The following is a 16,515-nucleotide window of genomic DNA, read 5'->3' as shown; positions in this document are numbered from 1 at the left end:
CCCAGATTTGGGGTTCGGGGAGCCAGAATTTCAAAGTCCCTCTCCCATATCTGGGAGAGGGATTTAGGGTGAGGGCGAAAACTACGGTTCTCAATTTAGATGAAGTTTATTATGCCCCATGCCCTATGCCCTATTTCTCAGTTTGAAGTAATGCTTAAGTCTTTGCCAATTCGGTTTTTGATTACTCGTGCAGGTATGCCTACAGCAACGGAGAAAGGAGGAATATCTTTATTGACAACTGCTCCCGCACCAATAACACTGCCTTTGCCGATAGTAACGCCATCTAATACTGTTACTCCATGCCCTAGCCAACAATCATCTTCAATCACAATTCCCTTGCGAGTAACGCCTTGGTATTTAATCGGCTCTATTGGATCGGCAAAATTATGATTATTGGCATATATCCCTGAGTGGGCAGCAATCATACAGTGTTTACCAATTTTAATGTCTCCTGGTCCCTCAATAGACACGTTGGGAGCAATGAAGGTGTCTTCATCAATATGTATATACGTATCTGACAAAGACCCTATATCAACGTTACGCTCAATAGCGACTCTATTTCCTAGATGGATTTTATTATTTTTGTGTCCTCTAGCATCCATCCGTACACCTTTGAAAATATAGACTCCACTGCCGATCTCAATACAAGAAGTACCGTTAAATTCGACACCATTTTGAATATATACTGGGCTGCCTATCTGGGCAAAAATACTACGATATCCCAAGTTACGCAACTTTGGTCCCAGAATCAGTGTGGGAATATCTCCTAACACCGTAGTTACTAAAAGTTCTTGCACGCGCTGCAATTTGGAAAAATATTGCTCGTTAGGCATGGCTAGATATCTCTTCAATCAATTGTTGTTGGCAGTGTTGAAAGTTGTTTTGGCTGTATCCTCATCTTCTGCCAATACCAACAGCGTTAGTATTCCTTGACACAGAAGGTAAATTGGCAGTATTACCGAAATTTCTCCAGATTTTTAGATGGTTTTCCAATGTTTGAAAAACCAGAGTCTGGCTTTGACTATCTGAGCAATTCTTTAACTTAGGTGTGTAGAATCACTCAATTTATCTGCACAATTGCGTTAAGTCGCTAGAAGCTTTTGTACCATAGGTACGTAAAAATTTGGCTTCTTTTTCATCAGCTAAATTAACAAAAAAATTTCAGTGCATTGCAGCGTCAAAACTCAGACAATTTAATAGTCTGATGGGAAAATTTGCTAGTTTAGATAGGGTACTGTTTTGGTTATCCGGCAAATTTGCAAAGCTTGTTACGCAACTAGGGATAGAGTTGTTTCCCTTGAGGCTACTTTCTCTCAAGCGGTTTTAGTCTTTTGAAACAACTCAGTTCCACAAGCTATTTTGCAACAAAAAATACATTTGACTAGACTATTTCAAAGATTTAGATAAAATTTTTGCCTAGCGTGACAATGTAATTATTGTTGGATTTTTTTGGGTATTTTTGCCCAAATAAAATCCAATTATGGTGGATTATCTCCCACATCAGCCATCACATTGAAGTTAACCATCGGTGCAAACAAGTAAGCGCTTCCCCGACTGCTATGACGGCTTTCTTGCAACGAATTTTTCGAGTATGCTGCTCCAATCATGTTGCACTCGGATGATTTACACACTAACCGATTCACGCTTGTAATTAGATGAATGGTTTTTAATAACAATTGTTTTTAACGATAACACATTTTATTTTTAGTGGAACACTCTCAATAAATAAGTTGATTTCCAGGTTGCTTGTTGATGAGAATGGGGGAAATCAGTTAACTTTTTTACTCAAGCGATGCCTAGGTTCGGCAAAGCCTACGCTACCCTCAAATAATTTTATACACTTAGATTAAATCCCTTCAGTCCGGGAAATGGAAAAATGCTCTAAGCCGTTAATTGGCATTTTTGTGTATAAATTTGTAAATCACCCATTCGGGTGAGCCAAGCGGGGGATGCGTTCTTAATACTACTTATTATAAATTCTATTCAAAGAAAGCTAAAACGTAGCTTAGTTTTCAGGAGAAGTCCACAAAAGAAGATCAAATGCCCAAATTGAGGTATCGGTTTTAACTCACACACTTGGTTTAAATTATTATGGCTTTAATTAAAGAAATTGTGCAACAAGCTCTAACTACTGGCTATCTGAGTGTTGTAGCTGAGGAGAAAGTGCGATCGCAACTTCAAAGTAATTATGACTCAGAAGACCTAGATGCCTGGATAATTTTGCAGCGAGCTATTGTAGCAGGTGATATCAAACAAGAGTCGCGCCGAAAAAAAGCTTCCCTCTCTCCTAAAGCCAAGGACACTTCATCAAGTATCAAACTTGCTTATCAAATGGCAGCGGAGATTGCTTATGCAGCAGCTGTAGCTCTGACGATGACAAAAAATACTCACGATCAGCCTTCATTAGGTGCATAAAATAACACCTTGGTAAGTTATTTTCCTGGTTTAGTGTGAATATTTAATACCAAGTAGTTAGCGCTCGCTTTTCCTGATTAACTGCTTGGTAAAGTTTTCATCCGATCTAATTTAAGGTAATTCGCATCACTTTAAGCTAACCTTAATCTTAGACTGTTTCTTTGCTAGCCCAATTTTATTAAAAAATAATTAAAAATTTAACTTTCCTGGATACAGCTATGAGGAATTTTCAGCCTCAGCCAAGACCAGAGAATTGATCCCCGGAATAAATACTAAAAATAATTTATTCAAAACCAGATTTTTTAAGTCATATATGCCAGTAAATGATTAAATCTTAATATACCAAGTACATGGCTGAGGGTAACGCATAGAATTAGAAACACCTTGCTGTAAACTTTAGCAACGAGGTTAAAAAGAATTCTCAATGCTTAACAGAGTCATTGCTTTTTCACAAACTACAGTATAAAGAATTGGCAACATTGGGTAAAGAGAGTAAATAATAACCATAGCTAAACTTGGAGTTTTGCCAACCTATGCAGCCAATTCGCACATTTAACGTATCTCCTTCACTACCGCCGCGACTCGAACCACTACGGCGGCTAGCTTATAACTTGCACTGGGATTGGAACGTTGAAAGTAAAGATTTATTTCGTCGCTTAGATTCTGACTTGTGGGAGTCTAGCCATCATAACCCGGTGTTAATGCTGGGTACTATCTCTCAATCGCGGCTTCTGGAAGTTGTCGAAGATGAAGGCTTCTTAGCGCAAATGGTTCGATCTGACCGTCAGTTAGATGATTATTTACAAGAGCGCACCTGGTATCAGAAACAACGGGAACAGAAACCAAAAGAATGCTACGCCTATTTTTCGGCGGAATTTGGACTTGTAGATTGTTTACCCGTCTATTCTGGGGGCTTGGGCGTTTTAGCGGGGGATCACCTCAAATCTGCCAGTGATCTGGGGCTACCACTTGTAGGTGTAGGTTTACTGTACCAGCAAGGCTACTTTGCCCAGTATCTCAATGCTGATGGCTGGCAGCAAGAACGCTACCTGCTCAACGATTTCTACAATATGCCCTTGTATCTAGAGCGCAATTCCGATGGTTCAGAACTGCGGATTGCTGTAGATTATCCAGGACGCAAGGTATATGCCAGAGTTTGGCGCGTACAGGTAGGAACGGTGCCTCTATATTTGATGGACACCAACATTGAACCCAACAATACTTACGATCACGACATCACAGATCAGCTGTACGGTGGCGACATCGATATGCGTATCCACCAGGAAATTATGCTGGGAATCGGTGGTGTGCAAATGCTCAAAGCCTTGGGGCTGAAAGTCACCGCCTACCACATGAATGAAGGTCACGCCGCCTTCTCGGCCTTAGAGCGCATCCGCTTGCTGATTCAGGAAGAGGGACTGAATTATCCCCAAGCTAAACAGGTGGTGGCTTCTAGTAATATCTTTACCACCCACACGCCAGTACCAGCAGGGATTGATTTGTTCGCTCCCGATAAAATGTTGTACTACCTGGGGTACTATGCAGAGATATTTGGGTTGCCCAAAGAGCAATTTTTAGGACTGGGGCGCGAGAATACAGGCGATTTATCTGGGCCTTTCAGTATGGCGGTGCTGGCGTTGAAGATGGCAACATTTTCTAATGGTGTCGCCCAACTGCACGGTGTGGTGTCGCGGCAAATGTTCCAGGGCTTGTGGAAGAAGGTGCCAGTAGAGGAAGTACCGATCGCCGCAATTACTAACGGTGTCCACGCCCGGAGTTGTGTGGCGAAATCGACTCAAGAGTTGTACGATCGCTACCTTGGGCCAAACTGGTCATCAGCACCACTAGATAGCCCATTGTGGGAGCGGATGGAGTCCATACCCGATGAGGAGTTGTGGCGCAATCACGAACGCTGCCGCTTAGATATGGTTTTGTATGTGCGAGAGCATTTGGTCAAGCATTTGCGCGATCGCGGCGCTTCCGCCTCGGAAATTGTCCAGGCACAAGAAGTTTTAGATCCTTACGCTTTCACTATTGGCTTTGCCCGTCGCTTTGCCACCTACAAACGTGCTACCCTCTGGATGCGTGATTTGGAACGCATTAAGCGGCTTTTGCTGGCTAACAAAGACCGGAAAGTGCAATTTGTGATTGCTGGTAAGGCACACCCCAAGGATATTCCCGGTAAAGAACTGATCCGCGATATCAATCATTTTATCAAGGAACAACATTTAGAAAAGCAGGTAGTGTTTGTTCCCAATTACGACATTCATATTGCCCGGTTGATGGTTGCAGGTTGCGATATCTGGTTAAATACACCGCGTCGTCCACGGGAAGCCTCTGGTACCAGTGGGATGAAAGCAGCAATGAATGGATTGCCGAATTTAAGTGTATTAGATGGCTGGTGGGATGAAGCTGATTACGTCCGCACAGGCTGGGCAATTGGACATGGAGAGAATTACGACGATCCTAACTATCAAGATGAAGTAGAAGCAAATGCTCTTTATGAATTGTTAGAAAAGGAAGTTGTACCACTATTTTATGAGCAACGCGATAGTGATGGTTTGCCCCGTCCGTGGGTTGCCAAAATGAAGGATGCAATTCGGTTAAATTGTCCCTTCTTTAATACAGCGCGGATGGTAAGAGAATATGCCGGGCGAGCTTATTTCCCAGCTAGCGATCGCTATCATACCCTGACAGTTGATAACTATGCCCCAGCTAAAGAACTTGCTGCTTGGAAAGAAAAACTAAGCGAACACTGGTTCAACATCACAATCAAAGATATTGACGTATCGGCAGCTTCAGACATTGAGGTTAACCAAACCGTTGCTGTCAAAGCCAAGGTTGACTTGGCAACGTTGACCAATGATGATGTGCAGGTGGAACTATATCAAGGTGCGATCGATGCCAATGGTGAGATTGTCAACGCTGTGCCAGTGGTGATGGATTACCAAGGTGAGGATGCACACCAATTGGGTATTTACACGGGTAATATAACCTATACCGCTTCTGGTTTGCAAGGCTTGTCTTTGCGTGTATTGCCGAAAAATCAACACCTAGCTAATGCCTATGAACCAAGGTTGATTGCTTGGGCAGAATAAGAGGGCTGAGTAGTTATTAAATACTCAAGATTAGGCGTTGCTGATTTAAGTTTAGCAACGCCTTTTATGTTACAAGTTTTCAGGTAGATAATTAATATCTAGTAGCTGTTCTAAGGTGTAAGTAGAAGATTGAGGCAAGTTATTTAGCTTACCCTCACTTTTATCAATTACATATCCTAAAGCATCATCATAAATTGATGCTAATTCCTTTTCTAAATATTGATATAAATTCGTTGTTAAATTACGTTTTAATTGATTCCTAAAACTTCTAATTTCTGCTTTCCAATTTCCATAATTATATTGAGATTCTTCTGTCCAATATTGCAGTAATAAAAGATGTCTAACAATTTGTTCTAATAAACTAGCAACCTTGGCTTTATCTCTACGACCCAAATTTTCTAGCTCCTCAATTAAATTTTCTAAATCTAATTCTTCTAAATGGTTAGCTTTTAATAGCTTGATTGTTTCCTCTAACCAGAGATGTTCATCAATTTCATAAAGTTGTTTTAAACTCAAATTAGAACTAACTCCTTGCATAAAACCTCCTTGAGTTAAATTTTACGAGATTACAAAGATATGAACTCTCATTATAGCTAAATGACTCGTTAACTTTAACAGTCCTAAGACGATGTTTAAAAAGTCGTAAAGTATACCAAAAACCCCGCTTCCATCCCAATCAGCGAGGCTTATTTTAGGCTAATATTCTTTGGGGAATGATAATGTAGCCAGTAGTGCATAGGCGTAGCCCGTCGTAGACATCGCCTAATACCAAATTACGTTCTTCTCCCCAATACCACCAGTATGCACCAATGTAAGCGCAAATTAAGCTATCTAGTTTATCTTCAGTTGCTTTGAGGGTTGCGCCTGTGGTGGGGATTTCGGAAGGAAACGTAGACGCACCAGCGGCTTGCCGTAGGCTACCGCAGAGGCGCAGAGAACGCAGAGAGGGGGAAAGAGAGGGGAGGGTATCGACAATGTAATTGTAGAGTTTGATTAATTCTAAGCGGCGATCGCTGAGGCGTCCTTTTTTGTATTTGAGGATACGTTCTAAGTTGAATAGGTTAACGATCGCTGGGTGGGGAAAGACTTCTATTTGATATCTGCCAAGTTTTTGCGGTTCAATGGTGGGTGCGTGTGCAAAACCGCGTGATTCTAATTCTAAACCAAAGTTGATGGTGCGATCGGCGAAGGGTAGGTTTTGATTAGCTGGGTAGCATCCCGCATGATATTTGCCAAAGTACTTGTGGCTGAGTTTGTCGGCGAGGCGACTCCCAGTAGCGTTGGGTATGATGGTAGGTGCATCTACGGCGATGATGGCTGGTTCATCTGGTTTGACGGTTTGATCGAGCCAGGTGAGGATGTCTGCAATGGCTTCTTTGCGATCTAAATCAAGTAGTTGCAGTTGTCCATCTATCCATTCTAAGCAGCACAGTCCACTTGGTTGCGATCGCCAGCCTAAATCAATCCCAATAAATTTCATGGTCATAACACGAATTTGCACTTATTTTCGCATTTGGCAGCAAGGATTAACCTAAATTTACTTGTAAAAAATTAGGGAAAATAATCCTATAATCTTAAGAAGCTTGTCTTAATTTATTTTATCTGGCAATAAGTTAATCAAGATTATTCCGATGCAGATTTTATTTTTACATCCCAATTTTCCTTCGCAATTTCGCAACCTAGCGACAGTTTTAGGTAAGGATAAGAATTACAAAGTCGTCTTTGGGACAAATCGTCGTGAAGGGGAAATACCTGGCGTTTATAAAGCTATTTACACTCCTTCTCGTGAACCTGCTCCCCAAACCCACCACTATGTTCGCAGCCTGGAAAATGCTGTTCTCACCGCCCAGGCTGTCTATCGCGTGGCAGAAAAATTAAAAGCTGAGGGTTTTGTTCCAGATATAGTTTATGGTCATTCTGGTTGGGGACCAACATTATTTATGAAAGATGTTTTTCCCAAAGCCGAATTATTGTGTTATTTTGAGTGGTTTTACCATGCTCATGGTTCCGATGCAGATTTTGATCCCAATGAACCATTGAATGCTGATGATGAGTGCCGCATCCGCTTGAAAAATACGCCGATTTTGACTGATTTATATAGCTGCGATCGCGGTCTTTGTCCGACCAATTGGCAGCGTCAGCAGTTTCCCAAAGAATATCATAGCAAACTCACTGTAATTCATGATGGCATTGATACCAAATATTTTGCTCCCAAACCAGGTGCAAAGTTAGTTTTACCAAGAATAAATCTTGACCTTTCCCATGTGGAAGAATTGGTAACTTATGTGGGACGCGGGATGGAACCTTATAGAGGTTTTCCACAGTTTATGGAAACGGTGGCTTTACTTCAGCAGCGAAGACCTCAGTGCCATGTAGTAGTTGTGGGAGAAGATCGGGTGGCTTATGGTAAAAATCTCCCCGATGGTCAGACTTATAAACAATTAATGTTGGAAAAATTATCTTTGGATTTATCGAGGCTGCACTTTACAGATAGGCTTCCTTATAATGAGTACCTCCAGGTTTTGCAAGCTTCTTCTGCTCATGTTTATTTAACGCGTCCTTTTGTTTTATCCTGGTCAATGTTAGAAGTAATGGCCGCAGGATGTTTATTAGTAGCTTCTAAGACTCCGCCAGTATTGGAGGTCATACAGGATGGGGTGAATGGACTGCTGGTAAATTTCTTTTCTCCTCAAAATATTGCTAATAGGGTTGAAGAGGCGCTGAACAATCCTCAAGAGATGAAAGCAATTCGTGCAAAGGCGCGAGAGACAATTATCCAGCGTTATGATTTGGCAAAACTGTTACCACAGCATTTGCAATGGATGTTCGCTGGTAAAAGTTCTAATAGCTTGAAAAAGCGCCCACCTTCTAAAGGATTTAGCAGAAATTAGATCACATTAATCATTACTCATTAGTCATTAGTTACAACCAACAAATGACTAATGACAGAGAAATATAAAAGCGATATTTAAAATGCGAATTATTTTTACTATTGCCCATTTTTTCAAACCTAGCAGTGATGGTCGTCATGCTTCCCAACGCAAAGATCCGCAACCCCGTTTACAGGCGTTAACTAAAAGTCTTACCGCCTTACATCAATTATTTGGCAAATCTCAAAGTATCATCAACATTGCTCAACGACTAGCTTTCCCTGCTAATCAGCCGCAGTCGCACGAACTAGATATTGTTATTTGTACAACCAAAGATAATCATCTTCTAAATCAGCTTACTTTACCATCCCATTTATATAAACATCATTCTACTGATGTCGAACCTCTGCTTTTGGGGTTTGAGTGCCAAGCTGTTCTGCAAAGTTGTCTCGGTCAATATGATTACTACTGCTTTCTTGAAGATGATCTTATTATTCATGATCCTTGGTTTTTTATAAAATTAAACTGGTTTACCCAACAAGCTGGTGACTTAAACTTACTCCAGCCAAATCGTTATGAAACCTCCCCTTATGGTTTGGTTCACAAAGCTTACATTGATGGAGATTTGGCTTTACGAGTAACTGCTACCTTCCAAAATGTGCAGGAGCAACAGGAACTCAACGGTACAATTCTGAATACACCAATTATCTTTCGTCGTGCCCTTAACCCTCATGCCGGCTGCTACTTTTTGAATGCAAATCAGATGGGTCATTGGGTTAATCAAACTTATTTTCTCGACCGGGATATTAGCTTTGTTGGTTCTCTAGAAAGTGCTGCTACTTTGGGAATTATGAAGACATTCCGAATTTACAAAACCTCATCAGAGCAAGCAAGTTTTTTGGAGATTCAGCACTTTGGAACAGGATTTCTGGGGTTAATTGGAGGACAGGTGGGTTTAGCAGAGAAGTAAGACTAGAAGTAGAAGTTTTATTGAAGTATTAAGGTATGACATTTTGAAGTGCGGAATGTGGGATAGATATAACCAATTACAAAGATCTGCAAAATATTCAGGTTCATATTACAGCAGAATTCAAGTATTTGAACCACATCTGTCGTCGGGGCACAGAAAAAGCTCATTGGTGTCAACTTAACGTAGAAGTTAGGCTTGGCAAGCTTTCAAGGTTTGACCCTCACCCCCAGCCCCTCGACCAATTTTGGGAGAGGGGAGCAAATTATCTAGTTCCCCTTCTCCCAAGTTGGGATTCAGGGTTAGGGGATGAGGGCAAAACGTTTTCTCAAAGCAGATTTTTTCTTAAGTTGACACCAATGAGCATTGCTGTGCCCCTACCGCGTGGTCTATTTACCTGAAAACAGCTGTAAGCGCAAGCATAGTAAAGCCTCAGAATCTTACCAATATTCATGTCTGCTTCTGTGTGACATATAGCTTACGATATATCAAACATGGCAGACTTTTTCCAGAAACCCACAAAAGCGATCGCAACCAATTGCCACCAAAAACTCAATACTTAAATTGTGACTAATGGTTTTTCAACAGGGGCAGGCGTGGTTAGGGGATCAAATCCTAACTGCTCAGTAATGCGCTCTCTGGCCAAAAGACGGTATTCCCAAAAATGCTCACCAGCAGCACATAAACCCAAATACATATTCACGAATTGCGGCTTGGTGCGGAGAATAACCCAAAGCTGTTGCCAAAATTGACCCCGAATCTCCTGCCGTTGCCAGCCTTGACGCCAGAGCAAGTTTGCAAGTAGTCGCAGTCCTTTGCCAGGAGGAAAATACATCGTCTGCTGTAGTTGGGGATTAGGTGTAATCTTAAGGCATTGTTCAAAACAACGTCGGAGATAGTTCTTGGGTTCGTACATTCTCCAAATTGCCTCTAAATATTCTTTAGCAACTTCAGCCATCGGCCGGCTAGGAACAAAATTCATTAAAGAATTCTGATCCCCAACCTCCAAACCTCTAAATCCTTCTAATAATCGCTCCTCTCGTTTTAGTCTTTCCCAGAGGGCAGTATTGGGAAGGGCTTGGAGTATACCTAGCATCGGTTGAGGAATGCCAGTTTCTTCAACAAAAGCTTGAATTCGCTCCCCAGCGCCAGTTTTTTCTCCATCAAAACCAATGATAAATCCTGCATAAATGAGTAACCCGGCTTGATTGATAATACGACAGGCTTCTAACAGGGGATTGCGGGTATTCTGAAACTTGCGAGTGGCTTGCAGGCTGTCTTGATCTGGTGTTTCAATACCCAAAAAGACTGCGTAGAAACCAGCTTTAGCCATTAGTTCTAATAGCTCAGTATCTTCTGCTAGATTGATGGAAGCTTCAGTCATGAAAGTGAAGGGATAATTGCGTTCCTGCATCCACGGAATTAATTCTTGTAAGAGGCGTTTCACATTGCGCTTATTGCCAATGAAGTTATCATCGACCATGAACAGAGATCCGCGCCAGCCTAAGTCATAGAGGGTTTGGAGTTCTGCTAGGGTTTGACTGGGTTCTTTGGTACGTGGTTTGCGGCCGTATAGATTGATGATGTCACAGAATTCGCATTCAAAAGGACAACCGCGAGAAAACTGGATTGCCATCATTAAGTAATCATCTCGCTTGAGTAAATCAAAGCGAGGTATGGGGCTGTGGGTTATATCTGGTTTTTCCAGGGCGCGAAAGGTTCCTTGTTCTTCACCTTTGGCGATCGCATCTAAAAATTGTGGAACTGTAATCTCCCCTTCATCTAAAATCAAATAGTTAGCTCCTGCTTTCAGTGCAGGTTCTGGCACTGAGGTTGGATAAGGACCACCCACAGCCACTTTTTTCCCCAGCTGCGCTGCTTTGTGAATTTGGGCAAGAAAGTCTTCTTTCTGTGCAAGCATGGCAGAAACAATCACTATGTCGCACCATTGCCAATCAACATCCGTTTCTTGATTAACATTGCGGTCATAAAACCGAATTTCCCAGTCTGTTGGTAGCATCGCGGCAACAGTCAGAATACCTAGCGGCGGAACAGCTGCTTTAAGTCCGGCTATTTTCATAAATTCGTCGTAAGACCAAAAGGTTTTGGGAAAGCGGGGGTAAAGTAAGAGTGCTTTCATTCCTGTAATCCTCTAACTAAATTTGGATTCGGATATTTTATACTTCTGAGAAATCCTTTTTTTTGATCAGGATTGCAGAGATGATGCTAAGGATTTGTGTAAAAATAACCTGAACAATTTTTATCTGGAAGCTAGATTTGCAATCCGTTTGAAACAAAATTTGTACAACTTATTTTTACATGATGCCTAAGATTACACCATCTTCATTCATTATTTATTTGTCTGAAGACAGACATCGCGCAATTTGCAAATCTGGTTTTGGAGTTACTTGGGACTATTACGATCGTTATAATCAAAGCTAATAAAGGATTTGTGGAGCGAAAAACTGCTAGCTAGATCAAACGTCTTCTGGTAAGACGAGAAAGAATCGGGCATTATGAGCCAGAGTAGTAAAGCTTTCATCAGCAGACTCCCCGGAGTGGAAAAATTAATTCACAATTCCCAGGTTACTGTACTTTCTCGGACAAAAACTTAAATTTTGTCTATTTCTGTAAAGAAAAGGTGATAAATCGCTTATATCCCACTGCTTCCGAGGCAGGAAGCGCTTTACTTCCCCCCTATTGAGTTAAAATCTCTCATCCTGTAACGGCGAGTTGACCTGGAAAATGTCAAAATTAAATGAGTTTTGCGTAGGCGCATACTTCTACGGAGAAGCAAGCTACGCGTAGCCTCTGGTAGAGAAGTGACTTGTCGCTAGAGATGCGCCACTTGACATAACGCGGATTTGAGATAACTAAGTTGGAATTTATGGGCAAGCAACGTGTTCTTTCTGGAGTTCAACCAACCGGCAATTACCATCTAGGTAACTACTTGGGAGCCATTCGCAACTGGGTAGAAGGTCAGAGCGAATACGAAAATTACCTTTTTGTGGCTGATTTACATGCGATTACAGTACCACACGACCCAAAGCAGTTGGCAGCTGATAGCTACACCCTTGTTGCTCTTTATCTAGCTTGTGGTCTTGATTTAAATCACTCCACCATCTTTGTACAATCCCACGTTTCGGCCCACAGTGAACTCACCTGGTTGCTCAACTGCATTACACCTCTAAACTGGCTGCAAGACATGATCCAGTTTAAGGAAAAGGCTGTGAAACAGGGAGAAAATGTGAGTGCAGGTTTATTAGATTACCCTGTGCTAATGGCAGCTGATATTTTGCTTTACCAAGCGGATAAAGTGCCAGTGGGTGAAGACCAAAAGCAACACTTGGAATTGACACGGGATATTGCAGCTCGGTTAAATCACCAATTTGGTAAACTAGATCAGCCAGTTCTGAAGTTACCAGACCCTTTGATTCGCAAGGAAGGGGCAAGGGTGATGAGTTTGGCGGATGGTACACGCAAAATGTCGAAATCTGATCCTTCGGACTTAAGCCGGATCAGTTTGCTAGATTCACCAGAACAGATTGAATACAAAATTAAGCGTTGTAAAACCGATCCGATTCGTGGGCTGACTTTTGATGATCCAGCGCGTCCAGAGTGTAATAATTTGTTAATGCTGTATACATTGCTTTCTGGTAAAACGAAGCAAGATGTAGCAGTTGAGTGTCAGGATATGGGCTGGGGACAATTCAAGCCATTGTTGACGCACACGATCATTGAGTCCCTAAAACCAATCCAAGAAAAATATCAGGCGATAACAGACGACAAAGCCTATTTGCAGTCTGTGTTACGGGATGGAAGGGAGAAAGCAACTGCGATCGCCAATCAAACTTTATCACAAGTAAAAGCTGCTTTAGGCTTCTCTCTTCCTCTATAAATTTTCCCTTTTAGGTGTGATTTGCTATACCATTTAAGAAATTGAAATTCTTAATTTTATGCATCATACCCATAGCCCCACACCGTTTCGTAGAGCTGTACAAGCAGGTGAATTTCTCATTACCGCCGAGGTAGCACCACCGAAAGGGGGAGATCCAGCGCACATGATTCAAATGGCGGCGACTCTTAAGGGAAGGGTTCATGCTGTCAATGTAACCGATGGTAGCCGCGCCGTGTTACGGATGTCTTCGTTAATGGCATCAGTGATTTTGTCACAAAACGGTATAGAGCCGATTTGTCAAGTTGCTTGCCGCGATCGCAATCGCATTGGTTTACAAGCTGATTTGATGGGCGCTCATGCTTTGGGCGTACATAATATTTTAGCTTTGACTGGCGACTCAGTAAAAGCAGGCGATCATCCAGATGCCAAAGCTGTGTTTGACTTGGAATCTGTGCGACTGCTGCAACTGATTCGGAAGATGAATCAAGGCGTTGATTGCAACGAGAAACCTTTGACTGATGGAGCTTTAGATTTATTTGTGGGTGCAGCAGTAGATCCGCAATGTCAAAGTTGGTCGGGTTTGCAAAGTCGATTTGAACGCAAAATTGAAGCCGGAGCGCAGTTTTTTCAAAGTCAGTTAATTACCGATTTTGAGCGGCTAGAAAAGTTTATGGACACCATTGCTGCTGGCTATAAAAAACCGATTTTAGCAGGAATCTTTCTGTTGAAATCGGCAAAAAATGCCCAGTTTATTAATAGATGTGTTCCGGGTGTAAATATTCCCCAACATATTATTGATAGATTAGCAAAAGCCAAAGATCCTTTTGAGGAAGGGATAAAAATTGCTGCCGAGCAAGTGCAAATAGCGCGGCAATTATGTCAGGGTGTCCACATGATGGCGGTGAAACGTGAAGATGCGATCGCGCCAATTTTAGATTTGGCTGGGATTGCTCCAGTTAATCAGTTGGTATCCAAGTAAGGCAAAGACAAGGCGAATGGAATTCGCGGCTACACAGGCAAAGTCCGCACTTCTCTACGAGAGGCTGCGCCAACGACAAGCTCAGTGAACACCTGCGCGGACTAAGGAAAAATTCAGGTTTTTAAACCCACGGAGGCGGTCACTGAGCTTGCGTTGCCCTGACTTGTGCCGAGCGTGGAAGCAAGCTACGCGCAGCGTCTCCTTGGCGCAGCCTCTCGTAGAGAAGAGTTGGGTCGAAGTGTGGGTTTTGTTTGTGTAGACGCGGTTTCTAACCGCCGATTTAACGTTAAGTTGACTAGATTTTTGATAGTCTTTGAATATCCAATTTTCGCTTGACTAAATCCAGGTGCAAACTGACAAAATATTTTATAGCTTATTTCAAGCTTTCCCTAGCATATTTTTTGCAATAATTGGCGATAAGACTGTCAATGCAAACGCCTATGAATTTGTTTCAATTGAAGTAAAACAAACTGCTTTTAGGATTGATGGGGTATTCATCCCCACAAGTGAAACCACAAACCAACCACTCTACTTTGTTGAAGTCCAGTTTCAATTAGACTCGACTTTTTATAGACGCTTCTTTGCCGAAGTTTTCCTTTACTTACGTCAAAACGAATCAGTGAATTTTTGGCGGGCTGTGGTTATCTATGCCCCAAAGAAGTTTAGATCCAAGCGATCGCCTACCGTATGAGTTGCTGCTAGACAGTTCACAAGTGCAACGCATTTATCTAGATGAATTAGATCCGGGGGAGAACTCACTGCAAGTTGCGATCGTTAAATTAATTATCGAAAGAGAAGAGACAGCCGTTGACAAAGGTAGAGAATTGATTTTGCAAGCAAGGCAACAACTGGCAGATGAAGCTACTACTAAGCAAATTGTAGAATTGATAGAGACTATTCTGTTGTACAAATTTACCCGGTTCAGCCGAGAGGAGTTAGCAGAAATGTTGGGTATAGACGACGAATTCAAAAACACAAGGATGTATCAATCAATCAAGGAAGACGGCTTAGAAGAAGGTCGCCAGGAAGCTAAGTTAGAAGCTAAGTTAGAAGCTATTCCTCGGTTGTTGGCATTGGGGTTGAGTGTGGAACAAGTAGCGGTGGCTCTCGATTTAAAAGTGGCGCAAGTACAGCAAGCAGCCCAGAATCAGTCTAGCTGATAGTGGGCGCTGCTTGGAGTATTGCGCTTTATCTTTGGAAACACTCTGCTGTATATTCACTTTTACAGCAAAGTCAGTAGACCGAAAAGTTTTGGAAGTTGAGGAAATAATAAGGGTTTGTGCCGTCGTTTTTGGGGATGGCAATCATGCCCATTTGCGATCGCCCCATTTCTTGGTTTCCGAACTATTCCTCAAGCACAACAAGCCCTCTCCAACCAATTGCACAAAGTTTTTTCTTTTTTTGTATGAAACCGCGCTGAGGAGGTAGGGCTAACTCCTGCATATTTACTGTTGTTGAGCTTGGTTATTGCTTGTTCTACTTGTCCTCACCAAAGTTCGGCTTCAATGTCTACCATCCATTTTTTACGAGCCTGTATAAAATACAGATTTTCTTTCAAATGATACCAATCTAGAATTTATTGCCTAGATTCTGGGCGATCTATTTCTGCAAATAAATTTCAAATGCCATCATGTCCATCTCCCAGGCAATAAAGAGTTTTACCGATGTTTTGACAACACTCAGTCCTGAGTGCTGAGTTGATTTAAGTAAAAAAACTACTCAGCACTTATGTACTTGGTACAAGCCCCGCCCGCAAGTGGCGTGGCGGAATCTTCTTGACTCAAGAGGTAGGTTGATACCCCACAAGAAAGCGGGTGGTCTTTTAACTCAGCACTCTAAGCCGAGGAACTCAGCACTCTTCATTGTTAATTCAATTAGTTAAAGACAGATTATCTTAAAAGAATGCTCCGTAATATATCCCTTGCGATCTACTTTTTTATACTCTTTTCAATATGCAGTTTTCCTTTTTATTCTGAGCGTAACCGCACTTTTCCACCATCTAATTATTCTTTGGAAGTCCCTTAAAGTCGCAACAACAGCTTTATGTAGTTGTTATGTACTAATTAAAATACAGAATTCCTGTTACTGATATTTGCTGCTTGATTGTTGGATAAGTTTATGTTATTATCCCTAATGTTAGGTAAAAATTTAACCTGATTAGTTTGCCGTAGATTGAAATTCTAGTCATAATTAGGCAATATTTATAAAATTGCCTAAGTGCAACATAAAACTTTATCACCTTTAAGTTTCCCATTAAGATGTCGCGCATTTAACTTGCATATCTTTAT

11 protein-coding genes and 1 pseudogene are annotated in these 16,515 nt (G+C 41.8%); 7 read left to right on the top strand and 5 right to left on the bottom strand.

Going from position 1 to position 16,515, the window contains the following annotated elements; translation table 11 throughout:
• Positions 1 to 137: 137 nt before the first annotated feature.
• The gene (locus V7K15_RS16835; protein WP_334906865.1) at positions 138 to 833 is read right to left on the bottom strand and encodes an acyltransferase; all 696 of its coding nucleotides are present in this window, start codon (positions 831 to 833) and stop codon (positions 138 to 140) included.
• A gap of 645 nt (positions 834 to 1,478) precedes the next feature.
• Positions 1,479 to 1,607, bottom strand: coding sequence for a hypothetical protein (locus tag V7K15_RS16830; protein ID WP_292796415.1), 129 nt, complete (start codon positions 1,605 to 1,607; stop codon positions 1,479 to 1,481).
• Between the two features lie 484 nt (positions 1,608 to 2,091).
• Here V7K15_RS16830 and V7K15_RS16825 point away from each other — a divergent pair, with 484 nt between their 5' ends.
• Together V7K15_RS16825 and glgP are read left to right on the top strand one after the other, a co-directional pair.
• Positions 2,092 to 2,415: a hypothetical protein gene (locus V7K15_RS16825; protein ID WP_334906863.1), complete on the top strand. Its 324-nt coding sequence runs from the start codon at positions 2,092 to 2,094 to the stop codon at positions 2,413 to 2,415.
• Between the two features lie 533 nt (positions 2,416 to 2,948).
• Positions 2,949 to 5,513 (top strand): alpha-glucan family phosphorylase, encoded by a 2,565-nt coding sequence (glgP, locus tag V7K15_RS16820; protein ID WP_334906861.1) that lies wholly within the window; start codon positions 2,949 to 2,951, stop codon positions 5,511 to 5,513.
• 69 nt (positions 5,514 to 5,582) lie between these two features.
• Here glgP and V7K15_RS16815 read toward each other — a convergent pair whose 3' ends face one another.
• On the bottom strand, positions 5,583 to 6,050 hold the full coding sequence (locus V7K15_RS16815; protein ID WP_334906859.1) for a DUF29 domain-containing protein: 468 nt from the start codon (positions 6,048 to 6,050) through the stop codon (positions 5,583 to 5,585).
• A gap of 154 nt (positions 6,051 to 6,204) precedes the next feature.
• Entirely contained in the window at positions 6,205 to 6,993 is a 789-nt protein-coding gene (locus V7K15_RS16810) for a DUF429 domain-containing protein (protein ID WP_334906869.1), read from the bottom strand.
• Between the two features lie 151 nt (positions 6,994 to 7,144).
• Here V7K15_RS16810 and V7K15_RS16805 point away from each other — a divergent pair, with 151 nt between their 5' ends.
• Positions 7,145 to 8,404 (top strand): glycosyltransferase family 4 protein, encoded by a 1,260-nt coding sequence (locus V7K15_RS16805; RefSeq protein WP_334906858.1) that lies wholly within the window; start codon positions 7,145 to 7,147, stop codon positions 8,402 to 8,404.
• An 82-nt stretch (positions 8,405 to 8,486) separates the two neighbouring features.
• A complete protein-coding gene (locus V7K15_RS16800; RefSeq protein WP_334906856.1) occupies positions 8,487 to 9,353 on the top strand; it encodes a calcium-binding protein in 867 nt (288 codons plus the stop codon).
• A gap of 556 nt (positions 9,354 to 9,909) precedes the next feature.
• Here V7K15_RS16800 and V7K15_RS16795 read toward each other — a convergent pair.
• Positions 9,910 to 11,490, bottom strand: a complete 1,581-nt coding sequence (locus V7K15_RS16795; RefSeq protein ID WP_334906854.1) for a B12-binding domain-containing radical SAM protein — start codon at positions 11,488 to 11,490, stop codon at positions 9,910 to 9,912.
• Positions 11,491 to 12,237: 747 nt separating this feature from the next.
• Here V7K15_RS16795 and trpS point away from each other — a divergent pair.
• From trpS to V7K15_RS16780, 3 genes and pseudogenes are all read left to right on the top strand, one after another.
• Positions 12,238 to 13,248, top strand: coding sequence for a tryptophan--tRNA ligase (trpS, locus tag V7K15_RS16790; protein ID WP_334906852.1), 1,011 nt, complete (start codon positions 12,238 to 12,240; stop codon positions 13,246 to 13,248).
• 58 nt (positions 13,249 to 13,306) lie between these two features.
• A complete protein-coding gene (locus V7K15_RS16785) occupies positions 13,307 to 14,227 on the top strand; it encodes a methylenetetrahydrofolate reductase (RefSeq protein WP_334906850.1) in 921 nt (306 codons plus the stop codon).
• Positions 14,228 to 14,573: 346 nt separating this feature from the next.
• A pseudogene (locus tag V7K15_RS16780) lies at positions 14,574 to 15,387 on the top strand (Rpn family recombination-promoting nuclease/putative transposase).
• Positions 15,388 to 16,515 lie beyond the last annotated feature (1,128 nt).

The organism is Nostoc sp., from assembly GCF_036919815.1.
Lineage (GTDB): Bacteria > Cyanobacteriota > Cyanobacteriia > Cyanobacteriales > Nostocaceae > Nostoc.
Note: the sequence above shows the minus strand (reverse complement) of the source record. Positions and strands in the feature narration are given on the sequence as shown.

Excerpts from the sequence above, each read along its gene's own strand:
- V7K15_RS16835 (WP_334906865.1), bottom strand. The coding sequence starts at position 833 with ATGCCTAACGAGCAATATTTTTCCAAATTGCAGCGCGTGCAAGAACTT.
- V7K15_RS16830 (WP_292796415.1), bottom strand. The coding sequence starts at position 1,607 with ATGATTGGAGCAGCATACTCGAAAAATTCGTTGCAAGAAAGCCGTCAT.
- V7K15_RS16825 (WP_334906863.1), top strand. The coding sequence starts at position 2,092 with ATGGCTTTAATTAAAGAAATTGTGCAACAAGCTCTAACTACTGGCTAT.
- glgP (WP_334906861.1), top strand. The coding sequence starts at position 2,949 with ATGCAGCCAATTCGCACATTTAACGTATCTCCTTCACTACCGCCGCGA.
- V7K15_RS16815 (WP_334906859.1), bottom strand. The coding sequence starts at position 6,050 with ATGCAAGGAGTTAGTTCTAATTTGAGTTTAAAACAACTTTATGAAATT.
- V7K15_RS16810 (WP_334906869.1), bottom strand. The coding sequence starts at position 6,993 with ATGAAATTTATTGGGATTGATTTAGGCTGGCGATCGCAACCAAGTGGA.
- V7K15_RS16805 (WP_334906858.1), top strand. The coding sequence starts at position 7,145 with ATGCAGATTTTATTTTTACATCCCAATTTTCCTTCGCAATTTCGCAAC.
- V7K15_RS16800 (WP_334906856.1), top strand. The coding sequence starts at position 8,487 with ATGCGAATTATTTTTACTATTGCCCATTTTTTCAAACCTAGCAGTGAT.
- V7K15_RS16795 (WP_334906854.1), bottom strand. The coding sequence starts at position 11,490 with ATGAAAGCACTCTTACTTTACCCCCGCTTTCCCAAAACCTTTTGGTCT.
- trpS (WP_334906852.1), top strand. The coding sequence starts at position 12,238 with ATGGGCAAGCAACGTGTTCTTTCTGGAGTTCAACCAACCGGCAATTAC.
- V7K15_RS16785 (WP_334906850.1), top strand. The coding sequence starts at position 13,307 with ATGCATCATACCCATAGCCCCACACCGTTTCGTAGAGCTGTACAAGCA.